The following is a 10,727-nucleotide window of genomic DNA, read 5'->3' on the forward strand; positions in this document are numbered from 1 at the left end:
AGCCTGCGATCTTTTGATCTACAGCTTTTCCAGCGCAATATTCAACGCCAACACATTCACCACCGGCGGGCCCACCAGCGGTTGCTCGATATGCGCATTCATCAATTGCTCAACCGTCGACACCGGCAACTGCCGCGCCGCCGCAACACGCGCCAGTTGATAGGCAATCGCCGCAGGAGGCAAGTGCGGATCGAGGCCGCTGCCGGAAGTGGTCAGTTGCGCCAAGGGCACCGGCCCCTGGCCGGGCACCAGCAGTTTGTTGGCATCGTCGACCACCCGGGTCGCGAGCGCCGGGTTGCTTGGCGCGAAGTTGCTGGCACCACTGGCAACCGTGGCAAAGGCACCGGCTGAAGGTCGTGGATGGAACCAGGCGTCACCGGTGAAATCCTGGGCGATCAGTGCAGAGCCACGCACCTTGCCACTGGCGTCCTGCACCAGGCTGCCGTTGGCCTGGCTGGGGAAAGCGACCTGGGCCACACCGGTGACAACCAGGGGATAGGCAACGCCGGTGATCAGGGTCATGAGAACGAGAAGGCTCAAGGCCGGGCGGATCATTGTGGACATTTCAGATTCCTCGAATTCCGGTAACAAATTCTGTGGTTCGTGAGCAAACTGCCCCTGTAGGAGCGAGCTTGCTCGCGAAAAACTTGAGCTCAACGCGCTCATGCAGACAGAACGCGTCATCGTTAACTTCCATCGCCAGCAGGCTGGCTCCCACACAAGCGGTCAAACCAGATGCAACGCCGTCAACAGCATGTCGATCGCCTTGATCCCCACAAACGGCACCACAATCCCGCCCAGCCCATAAATCAACAGGTTGCGCCGCAATAACGCCGCCGCACTGGCTGCCTGCACCCGCACACCGCGCAACGCCAGCGGGATCAGCACCACGATGATCAAGGCGTTGAACACGATCGCCGAGAGAATCGCGCTCTGCGGGCTGCTCAGGTGCATGATGTTGAGCACGCCCAGTTGCGGATAGATCGTGGCGAACAGCGCCGGCAGGATCGCGAAGTATTTGGCCACGTCGTTGGCGATGGAAAAGGTCGTCAGCGCACCACGGGTCACCAGCAATTCCTTGCCGATTTGCACCACGTCCAGCAGCTTGGTCGGGTCGCTGTCGAGGTCGACCATGTTCGCCGCCTCGCGTGCCGCCTGGGTCCCGTCGTTCATTGCCATACCGACATCAGCCTGGGCCAGGGCCGGGGCATCGTTGGCACCGTCGCCGCACATCGCCACCAGCCGACCGTCGTTCTGCTCATGCCGAATGCGCGCCAGTTTTTTCTCTGGCGTGGCTTCGGCCAGCACATCGTCGACGCCCGCTTCGGCCGCAATTGCCGCAGCCGTCAGCGGGTTGTCGCCGGTCACCATCACCGTGCGAATGCCCAACTTGCGCAGTTCGGCAAAACGCTCGCGAATGCCGGGCTTGACCACGTCCTTGAGGTGGATCGCGCCGAGCAGTTTGCCGTCGGCACACACCAGCAGCGGCGTGCCACCGCTTTGGGCGATCTTGTCGATTTCCCGGGACAGCGCCGGTGCCAGGTCGGCGCGTTTCAGGCCGACGAACGCCAGCACCGAATCCACCGCACCCTTGCGGTAAACGCGGCCCTGATAGTCAACGCCGGAGAGGCGGGTTTCGGCACTGAACGGCACGCTCGTCAGGGTCTCGGGCGACGGCTCTGGCTGTGGATGCAAGCCACGCAGGTATTCGACGATGGACTTGCCTTCCGCCGTGTCATCGGCCAGGGAGGCGAACAGTGCACCTTCGGCCAATTCCCGGCCGCTCACTCCCGGCGCCGCATACACCGCCGTGCAGCGACGGTTGCCGAACGTGATGGTGCCGGTCTTGTCCAGCAACAGCACGTGTACATCCCCCGCCGCTTCCACGGCGCGACCGGACTTGGCGATGACATTCAAGCGCACCAGGCGGTCCATCCCGGCAATACCGATGGCGGACAACAAGCCGCCAATGGTGGTCGGAATCAGCGTGACCAATAACGCCACGAGGAACACCAGCGGCAGGCTGCCATTGGCGAAATGCGCGAAGGGTTGCAGGGTCACGACCACCAGCAGGAAGATCAGCGTCAGGCCGATCAGCAGGATGTCGAGGGCGACTTCGTTCGGGGTTTTCTGGCGTTTGGCGCCTTCGACCAAGGCAATCATGCGATCGAGCGTCGACTCCCCGGGGTTGGCCGTGATCCGCACCAGCAACCAGTCCGATACCAGCCGGGTATTGCCGGTCACCGCCGAACGATCTCCGCCCGACTCGCGAATGACCGGCGCCGACTCACCGGTAATCGCCGCCTCGTTGACCGCCGCGATGCCTTCGATCACCTCGCCGTCACCGGGGATCATTTCCCCGGCTTCGACGCGCACTACGTCATCTTTGCGCAGGCTGGTGGCCGGCACGATTTGAAAGCTGCCATCGGCGGTTTTGCGGCGGGCACTCAGGCCCTCGCTGCCTGCCTTCAAGCTGTCGGCGCGAGCCTTGCCGCGACCCTCGGCCAAGGCTTCGGCGAAGTTGGCAAACAGCACGGTGAACCACAGCCACAGGGCAATTTGCGCGGCGACAAACGTCGGCACTGCCGGATCCGGAATGAAGCACAGCACGGTGGTCAGGATGGCGGTCAGTTCCACCACCAGCATCACCGGCGCACGCTGCAACTGGCGCGGGTCAAGCTTGACGAAGGCTTGCACCAGCGCCGGGCGCCACAGGGCCGAGATCGCGGTTTTCGGTTGTTCCGGCGCCTTGACGGCAGCCGGTTTGGTTGCGGGCATATTCATCATCAGCTCCTTAGAAACCCAGGCTCAAGTGTTCGGCGATAGGCCCCAGTGCCAAGGTCGGCAGGAAGGTCAAGCCACCCACCAGCAAAATGGTCACCGTCAACAAGGTCACGAACAGCGGGCCATGGGTGGGGAAGCTGTTCGGGCTGACCGGCGCGGCTTTCTTCAGCGCCAGGCTGCCAGCCAGCGCCAGCACCGGCAGGATGTAGCCGAAGCGACCGATCAACATGCCAAGACCGAGCATCAGGTTGTGAAACGGCGTGTTGGCGCCGAAGCCAGCGAAGGCTGAGCCGTTGTTGGCGCTGGCCGAGGTGTAGGCGTAGAGCAACTGGCTGAAACCGTGCGGCCCAGGGTTGCTCACCGCAGCGACCGGCCCTGGCAGGCTGGCGGCAATCGCGCCCAGCACCAGCACGCCGACCGGCATCACCAGCAAAGTCACCACCAGCAACTGCACTTCCCGAGCCTGCAGTTTTTTGCCTAGGTATTCCGGCGTGCGGCCGATCATCAGCCCCGCCAGGAACACCGCGATCAACACGTTCAGCAACATGCCGTAGAGACCGGCTCCGACACCGCCGAAGATCACCTCGCCGACCATCATGTTGACCAGCGCGACCATGCCGCTGAGAGGGTTGAGGCTGTCGTGCATCGCGTTGACCGAACCGTTGGATGCCGACGTCGTCGTTACCGACCACAGCACAGAACCGGTGGTACCAAAGCGCGCTTCCTTGCCTTCCAGCGGCGCGGTCTGTTCCACCGCCGCGTTGTTGAGGCTCGGGTTCGGCTGGTACTCAGCCCACAACGAGGTGGCACCACCAATGAGGAACAGCGCCAGCATGCAGGCAATGATCGCGCGGCTCTGGCGCAGGTCCTTCACGTAATGGCCGAAGGTGAAGACCAGGGCCACCGGGATCAGAATGATCGACGCCAATTCGAACAGATTGCTCCACGCCGTCGGGTTCTCGAACGGATGCGCCGAGTTGACGCCAAAGAAGCCGCCGCCGTTGGTGCCCAACTGCTTGATCGCAATCTGGCTGGCGGCCGGGCCCAATGGAATCACCTGATCGACACCCTGCATCGTCACGGCATTCACGTAGTGAGCGAAGGTCTGCGGCACGCCCTGCCACACCAGGAACAGCGCCAGCAGCAGGCACAGCGGCAGCAAGCCGTAAAGGGTGGCACGGGTCATGTCGACCCAGAAATTGCCCAGGGTCTTGGTGGACTTGCGCCCAATACCACGACACAGGGCCACCAGCACAGCCAGGCCGGTGGCGGCGCTGACAAAGTTCTGCACGGTGAGGCCGACCATCTGGCTCAGGTAACTGAGCGTCGCTTCGCCGCTGTAGGACTGCCAGTTGGTGTTGGTCACGAAGCTGACGGTGGTGTTGAACGCCTGAGTCCACTCCAGCCCCGGCAACTGCTGCGGGTTGAGCGGCAGATAGTCCTGGAACAGCAGAATCGCAAACAACAGCACAAAGCCCGCCAGGTTAAACGCCAGCAGCGCCAGCGCGTACTTCTGCCAGCTCTGCTCGGCCTGCGGATCAACACCCGCCACCCGATAACAACCGCGCTCCACCGGCCCAAGTACCGGCGTTAGCCAGGTGCGCTGCCCTTCCATCACCTTGTAGTAGAACCGACCCAGAAACGGCGCAGGCACAAGCACCAACGCGAAGAATGCGAGGATCAGCCAATAGTCATAACTGTGCATACCCGCTCCTAGTTCCGGTCCGCGCGCAACAGCGCAACCAACAGATAAATGAACAGCCCCACTGCCAGCAGCAGTGACACTCCGTCCAGAACGCTCATGGAAGTTCTCCGTGTTACGGCGTATTGCCGCGTGTGGAGGTATTGTCGGGAGAGAGGCTGTAAAGGAACGAGATCGAGGGGGGTGGCGGGGGATAAAGAAAGCGTAAAGAGTGGGTTTATGTGGGCGTTACAGCCTTGCCTGCACCGGACCCATCGCGGGCAAGCCCACTCCCACAGGGGCTCGCGGTGTCAGGACTGACGCAGCCCAATTGTAGGAGCGGGCTTGCCCGCGAAGGCGGCATAACTGCCAGCATCGCCCCTCACTGGCGCACAACCAGTACACATTCAGCAACAAACATCCTTGATGCGACGTTTTTTCGCTCTTTACGACTGCAATCACCACACTGGCACGTCCACTGCACACGCCCTCCCCCGAGCTTTCCAAACCGTTCAGGGAGCAAACGCATGAATACACAACTCAAACCCACGCTGGGTACGCTGCACCTGTGGGGCATTGCGGTCGGGCTGGTGATTTCCGGAGAATATTTCGGCTGGAGTTACGGCTGGGGCGTCGCCGGGACGCTGGGGTTTCTGGTGACTTCCTTCATGGTCGCCACCATGTACACCTGCTTCATCTTTAGCTTCACTGAGCTAACCACCGCCATTCCCCACGCCGGAGGGCCTTTTGCCTACAGCCGCCGGGCCTTCGGCGAAAAAGGCGGATTGATCGCCGGGTTGGCGACGTTGATCGAATTCGTCTTCGCCCCACCGGCCATTGCCCTGGCGATTGGCGCTTACCTGAACGTGCAATTCCCGGCGCTCGATCCCAAGCACGCGGCAGTCGGTGCCTACATCGTGTTCATGGGTCTGAACATTCTCGGGGTGAAACTGGCCGCGACTTTTGAGCTGGTCGTCTGCGTGCTGGCCGTTGCCGAGCTGCTGGTGTTCATGGGGGTGGTCGCACCGGCGTTCAGCTTCAGTAACTTCGCACTCAATGGCTGGGCCGGTTCGGATGTATTCGGCGCCCCGGCCATCGCCGGCATGTTTGCCGCCATCCCGTTCGCCATCTGGTTCTTCCTCGCCATCGAGGGTGCAGCCATGGCCGCCGAAGAAGCCAAGGACCCCAAGCGCACGATTCCCAAGGCCTACATCAGCGGCATCCTGACCCTGGTGTTGCTGGCAATGGGCGTAATGTTCTTTGCCGGTGGCGTTGGCGACTGGCGCACCTTGTCCAACATCAACGATCCGCTGCCGCAAGCCATGAAAACCGTGGTCGGCGAAAACTCCGGCTGGCTGCACATGCTGGTGTGGATTGGCCTGTTCGGCTTGGTGGCGAGTTTCCACGGCATCATCCTTGGGTATTCGCGCCAGTTCTTCGCCTTGGCGCGCGCCGGTTATTTGCCCAAGTCCCTGGCAAAACTGTCACGCTTCCAGACTCCACACCGCGCAATTATTGCCGGTGGTGTGATCGGTATCGCGGCGATCTACAGCGATGGCCTGATCAACCTCGGCGGGATGACGCTCACCGCCGCGATGATCACCATGGCGGTATTCGGGGCAATCGTCATGTACATCATGAGCATGCTCAGCCTGTTTAAACTGCGTAAAACCGAGCCGAACCTGGAGCGCACATTCCGCGCGCCGTGCTACCCGCTGGTGCCGATGATTGCGCTGCTGCTGGCGCTGGTGTGCCTGGTGGCGATGGCCTGGTTCAACACCTTGATCGGGCTGATCTTCCTCGGCTTCATGGCGGTGGGGTTCGTGTACTTCATGCTGACGGCACAACTGCGCGCCGATGCGCCGGCCGATGCGATGCTGACCGGGTTATAAGCCATCCTCCCGGTAGGAGCTGCCGGAGGTTCGGGCCGCGATCGGACGATCTTTTGATCTTCGGCGTTCGTAATGACGCAAAAGTCAAAAGATCGCAGCCTGCGGCAGCTCCTACGTACCCGCCATAACAGGCCTACAATGGAACCACTGCGAAGAACAATCGCTCAAAGTGGTATGCACGATCGGCCGGCGAAATCCGCCTGCCGGCCTGCCCCTCAAGGAGAGCCCTATGCCCTGGTATGCCTGGTTGATTCTGGTTGTTGCAATCGGCTCGATCGTTGGTGGTCTTATGATGTTGCGTGACACTGCCAACAAGGTCGAACTCACCGACGAGCAACGTAAACGCGTCGCCGAACGCAATGCGGACATGGACGCCAAGGAAGCGAAAGATCGCTGAACACCAAGATCAAAAGATCGCAGCCTTCGGCAGCTCCTACCGGGGCTGCGATCTTTTTTTATTTTTCCCAGTCTGCCTTGGCGATGTGCAGGCCGTGCATCCCGTTGTATGCAGCACGCTCGGGCTGGCTCCAACCTTCCAGCAACTCATCTTCCAACCGATAAATCTCCACTCCAAGCGGACGACATACGCTCAACGGATCCTGCGCGTCCGGCCCCCACATCGGCAAAGACAAATCCCCACCCGGGCAGGTCGACAGCGCACACAGCAGATCAATCTCGGCAAAGAATTCCAGGTAGTCGCCCTTCTGCGCCGGACAGGCTTTCATGAAGTACATGTCGTCATGATTGAGGCCCGTGCATTGGAAAATATTCAACACGTCATGCACGTCAAACTCGGTCAGACCATGGGGTAACACGGCCCGGGTCAGGTTCGAGTGGCAATGATGGTGAAAGTCCTCGCCGGTGAGCATTTTGTTCACATAGGGATCGCAACGCGTGCCCAGCAAGTCATGCAAGCGGCCACCGTGCTCGTCGACGCCGTAAGCGGCCAGACTGTCATCGGTGATGGTCACCAATGGCCGCAAAAAGGGCAGGTTCGACCACAGCCGGTCATGGGTACTGACATGCGCGCCTTGCAGTTGCCGGGTGCGGGCCGCCCACAGGCGTTCGCGGGGATCGTTGGCGTTCCAGACGTTAAAATCACCCACTTGCGGGCCGACCGGTGTGGTAACTCGAAACACATGCCCAGCAGGGACATGCCACGCGCGCCCGGTGCGGATCGGGACCTCAAATTGCTCGATCAGCGTGCGAGCGTCCTGCGCCTCACGAATTCGGTTGTAAAACGCAGTGTCCACCTGCAAAGCCGCGCCTTTGCTGACCTGATAGGCCGCTGGGTAATCTTTGAACATGATCGTCTCCTCGCTCAGGCGGACCGCCAAGGCTCAGCGGTCCCGGATTAGTAAAAGTCTGCAGGCGAGCAAACACTATTCATGCCAGGTTGCGCTTTGAAGCATCCGGGTGCTTTTTTAGGAATAGAAGACAGTCACCATCTAAGCTTCCTTGGTTAAGATGATGTATTGCCGTGGAGATTTCAGATGCGTTACTCGCAGGATCACAAAGCCCAAACCCATCAACGCATCATCAAGGAAGCCGCTGCACGCTTCCGACGTGACGGGATTGGCGCGACCGGCCTGCAACCCCTGATGAAAGCACTGGGCCTGACCCACGGCGGCTTCTACTCACACTTCTCCTCCAAGGACGAACTGGTGGAGAAAGCCCTGCAGGCGGCGGGCGAAGAACTCGACGCGCAGTGCGCCATGTTGTTCGCCGAAGATCGTCCCTTGGACGCCTTCATCGACAGTTACCTGTCCGAGTGGCACCAAACCTCGCCCCAACAGGGTTGCCCGCTGCCGACCATGTCATCCGAACTGGGCTTGCGCGGACAGCCGAGCCCGACCACCGATGTCGTTCTCAACGCAAGGCTTGAACAAGTGCAAAGTACGCTGGAGGGCGAAAATGCCGACGACCGCAGTATCGTCATCATGTCGACCCTGGTAGGAGCACTGCTGTTATCACGCAGCGTCGAGAACCCCGGGCTGGCCCAGCGGATCCTCGACGTCACGCGCGAACACTTGAAGCAGTCCCGGGACTAGTCCTGCCAGCGCTTGAACAGCACGCTGGCATTGACCCCGCCGAAACCGAAGCCGTTGGACAGCGCGTATTCAATCGCTATCGGCCTCGCCTCGCCATGGACAATGTCCACGCCCTCTGTGGCCGGGTCCGGGTTGTCGAAATTGCGCGTAGCCGGCACCACCTGATCACGAATCGCCAACAAGGTAAAAATCGCCTCGATCCCGCCCGCTGCACCTAATAAATGCCCGGTAGCCGACTTGGTCGCTGTGACCGCAATCTTGTTCTCAGTACCGAACAACGATTTGATAGCCGCCAGCTCCCCTAGATCGCCGACCGGCGTTGAAGTCGCATGGGCATTCAGGTGTTGCACCTGATCAGGGGTGATGCCAGCTTGAGCCAGCGCCAAAGCCATTGCCCGGCGCGCCCCGCTGCCATCTTCCGGGCCGGCGGTCAGGTGATAAGCATCCGCGCTGGTACCGTAACCCACCAGTTCCGCCAAGGGCTGAGCACCCCGGGCCAGGGCATGCTCCAGGGATTCGATCACCAGAAGACCGGCGCCCTCGCCCATGACAAACCCGTCACGGCCACTGTCGAACGGCCGCGAAGCGCGCTCGGGGGTCTCGTTATAACCACTGGACAAGGCCCGCGCCGCCGCAAAACCGGCAAGACTGACGCGATCAATCGAGGCTTCCGCCCCGCCACACACTGCAATATCCGCCTCACCACAGCGGATCAGCCGCGCCGCGTCACCAATCGCCTGCACCCCGGCCGCACACGCCGTCACCGGAGCACCCAACGGGCCTTTGAAGCCGTGCCGAATCGACACATGGCCGGCCGCAAGGTTGACCAGGAACGACGGAATGGTAAAAGGCGACAAACGCCGCGGCCCACGACTGTCCGTGGTACGCACCGCATCGGCAATCGCCCCGAAACCACCCACGCCCGAGCCGATGATCGTCGCCGTGCGCTCCTGTGCAGTGGCATCGAGCGCCTGCCAGCCGGCCTGTTCCAGCGCCTGACGCGCCGCTTCCATCGCAAACACGATAAAGCGGTCCATCTTCTTCTGCTCCTTGGGCGGCGTCGCCCGATCCGGGTCAAACCCCGCCTCGGCATCATCAGCCAGCAACGGCACCACGCCACCGACTGAGGTCGGCAAATCGGCCACCACAGCGTCCGGCAACGTGCGCAACCCGGACTGACCCGCCAACAGCCGCGCCCAAACCGCGTCGACACCCGTGCCCAAAGGCGACACCAAGCCCATGCCTGTTACAACCACTCGACGATCACTCATACTGCAAACACCTCAAGCCGCCTCACTTGTAACGTGCGGCAGCTTTGCTCTTGGACAAATTCGGCGCCATCACATGACGCGCCGCTACAAAGGCATCCCAATCCGCCGCGTCGGGCAACGAAGGAATGGTGACAAGCTCACCCTGATCGAGACCTGACAGAGCAGCATCAACCATCTCCCCCGCCTCCATCACCATGTCCTCCGGGATCTGCGACGCATCAATGCCGGAGCGCTCCCAGATCTCAGTGCGGGTTACACCCGGCAAAACGGCCTGGACTTTGACGCCTGTACCATCCAGTTCCGCATTCAAGGACTGGGTCAGACTTAACACATATGCCTTGCTGGCGCTGTAAGTCGCGTTGAAGCGCTCAGGGAACAGCGCCACGACCGAGGCGATATTGATAATCGTGCCACGACCCGCCTTGGCAAAACCGGCTGCCGCTGCTGAAGCCAACCGGGTGACGGCGGTTATGTTGAGTTGGATCAGGCGCTCAAGTTGATCCAGGTCGGAATTGGCCAACAGCCCATCCGCCGCGACACCGGCATTGTTTAGCAGGAGGCTGATGCTGGAGTCACTGCGCAGACGTTGCTCGAGTTTCAGCACATCGTCTTTTTGCGTCAGGTCTGCCTTCAGCACTTCAACCTGCACACCGTGGCTTGCGCGCAGTTTGGTCGCGGCGGCTTCCAGGCGTTCCTGGTCGCGGGCTACCAGCAGCAAGTCGAAGCCACGGGCGGCGAGGCGCTCGGCGTAAATGGCACCGATGCCGGAAGAGGCGCCGGTGATGAGGGCTGTTCCTTGAGATTGGGGGGAGGTCATCGGTGTACTCCTGTGGGGATTTCAGAGTGGTGGAAGGCCGAGAATGGCGCTTGCTAACTGGCGACCATTTTATTATATGCATAATCTAAAGATAATATGATAGTCGTAATCTTCAAGGGCTCGACGAAAGGCGCGCACAATCACGATGGCCAGAATCGAGTAGGAGGCGGATTTACATCCGCCGTCCTCTCACACCACCGTACGTACGGATCCGTATACGGCGGTTCAAGC

10 protein-coding genes are annotated in these 10,727 nt (G+C 61.1%); 3 read left to right on the forward strand and 7 right to left on the reverse strand.

The genetic code is table 11. The annotated features are described in order from the left end of the window. Positions 1-18 precede the first annotated feature (18 nt). The 4 genes from kdpC to kdpF all read right to left on the reverse strand — a co-directional run bounded on the left by kdpC (position 19) and on the right by kdpF (position 4,587). Positions 19-564, reverse strand: coding sequence for a potassium-transporting ATPase subunit KdpC (gene kdpC, locus AAEZ09_RS25680; protein WP_350601285.1), 546 nt, complete (start codon positions 562-564; stop codon positions 19-21). 162 nt (positions 565-726) lie between these two features. Then, positions 727-2,784, reverse strand: coding sequence for a potassium-transporting ATPase subunit KdpB (gene kdpB, locus AAEZ09_RS25685; protein ID WP_045058921.1), 2,058 nt, complete (start codon positions 2,782-2,784; stop codon positions 727-729). Positions 2,785-2,794: 10 nt separating this feature from the next. Further along, positions 2,795-4,489 (reverse strand): potassium-transporting ATPase subunit KdpA, encoded by a 1,695-nt coding sequence (gene kdpA, locus AAEZ09_RS25690; RefSeq protein WP_350601287.1) that lies wholly within the window; start codon positions 4,487-4,489, stop codon positions 2,795-2,797. Positions 4,490-4,497: 8 nt separating this feature from the next. Then, complete coding sequence (gene kdpF / locus AAEZ09_RS25695; RefSeq protein ID WP_007899818.1) at positions 4,498-4,587, reverse strand: K(+)-transporting ATPase subunit F; 90 nt, start codon at positions 4,585-4,587, stop codon at positions 4,498-4,500. A 405-nt stretch (positions 4,588-4,992) separates the two neighbouring features. On the opposite strand from kdpF, the gene eat reads away from it, so the two are divergent. Together eat and AAEZ09_RS25705 are read left to right on the forward strand one after the other, a co-directional pair. Then, positions 4,993-6,357 carry an ethanolamine permease gene (gene eat / locus AAEZ09_RS25700; protein WP_045058923.1) on the forward strand — a complete coding sequence of 455 codons (1,365 nt, stop codon included), beginning with the start codon at positions 4,993-4,995 and terminating at the stop codon, positions 6,355-6,357. Positions 6,358-6,586: 229 nt separating this feature from the next. Beyond that, positions 6,587-6,754, forward strand: a complete 168-nt coding sequence (locus tag AAEZ09_RS25705; RefSeq protein ID WP_082069155.1) for a DUF2897 family protein — start codon at positions 6,587-6,589, stop codon at positions 6,752-6,754. 58 nt (positions 6,755-6,812) lie between these two features. Here AAEZ09_RS25705 and AAEZ09_RS25710 read toward each other — a convergent pair whose 3' ends face one another. Further along, positions 6,813-7,664 (reverse strand): urea carboxylase-associated family protein, encoded by an 852-nt coding sequence (locus AAEZ09_RS25710; RefSeq protein WP_122838046.1) that lies wholly within the window; start codon positions 7,662-7,664, stop codon positions 6,813-6,815. Between the two features lie 186 nt (positions 7,665-7,850). Between AAEZ09_RS25710 and AAEZ09_RS25715 the strand changes: the two genes are divergently transcribed. Then, positions 7,851-8,408 carry a TetR/AcrR family transcriptional regulator gene (locus AAEZ09_RS25715; RefSeq protein WP_350601289.1) on the forward strand — a complete coding sequence of 186 codons (558 nt, stop codon included), beginning with the start codon at positions 7,851-7,853 and terminating at the stop codon, positions 8,406-8,408. Here AAEZ09_RS25715 and fabF read toward each other — a convergent pair. Next, a complete protein-coding gene (fabF, locus tag AAEZ09_RS25720) occupies positions 8,405-9,679 on the reverse strand; it encodes a beta-ketoacyl-ACP synthase II (RefSeq protein WP_350601290.1) in 1,275 nt (424 codons plus the stop codon). The genes AAEZ09_RS25715 and fabF overlap by 4 nt on opposite strands. 22 nt (positions 9,680-9,701) lie before the next feature. Then, positions 9,702-10,496 carry an SDR family NAD(P)-dependent oxidoreductase gene (locus AAEZ09_RS25725; protein ID WP_045058927.1) on the reverse strand — a complete coding sequence of 265 codons (795 nt, stop codon included), beginning with the start codon at positions 10,494-10,496 and terminating at the stop codon, positions 9,702-9,704. Positions 10,497-10,727: the final 231 nt, after the last annotated feature.

Origin of the sequence: Pseudomonas sp. 65/3-MNA-CIBAN-0223 (genome assembly GCF_040310425.1) — a bacterium.
Taxonomy (GTDB): Bacteria; Pseudomonadota; Gammaproteobacteria; order Pseudomonadales; family Pseudomonadaceae; genus Aquipseudomonas; species Aquipseudomonas gregormendelii.

Coding starts and splice junctions, on each gene's coding strand:
- kdpC (WP_350601285.1), bottom strand. CDS start 564: ATGTCCACAATGATCCGCCCGGCCTTGAGCCTTCTCGTTCTCATGACC.
- kdpB (WP_045058921.1), bottom strand. CDS start 2,784: ATGAATATGCCCGCAACCAAACCGGCTGCCGTCAAGGCGCCGGAACAA.
- kdpA (WP_350601287.1), bottom strand. CDS start 4,489: ATGCACAGTTATGACTATTGGCTGATCCTCGCATTCTTCGCGTTGGTG.
- kdpF (WP_007899818.1), bottom strand. CDS start 4,587: ATGAGCGTTCTGGACGGAGTGTCACTGCTGCTGGCAGTGGGGCTGTTC.
- eat (WP_045058923.1), top strand. CDS start 4,993: ATGAATACACAACTCAAACCCACGCTGGGTACGCTGCACCTGTGGGGC.
- AAEZ09_RS25705 (WP_082069155.1), top strand. CDS start 6,587: ATGCCCTGGTATGCCTGGTTGATTCTGGTTGTTGCAATCGGCTCGATC.
- AAEZ09_RS25710 (WP_122838046.1), bottom strand. CDS start 7,664: ATGTTCAAAGATTACCCAGCGGCCTATCAGGTCAGCAAAGGCGCGGCT.
- AAEZ09_RS25715 (WP_350601289.1), top strand. CDS start 7,851: ATGCGTTACTCGCAGGATCACAAAGCCCAAACCCATCAACGCATCATC.
- fabF (WP_350601290.1), bottom strand. CDS start 9,679: ATGAGTGATCGTCGAGTGGTTGTAACAGGCATGGGCTTGGTGTCGCCT.
- AAEZ09_RS25725 (WP_045058927.1), bottom strand. CDS start 10,496: ATGACCTCCCCCCAATCTCAAGGAACAGCCCTCATCACCGGCGCCTCT.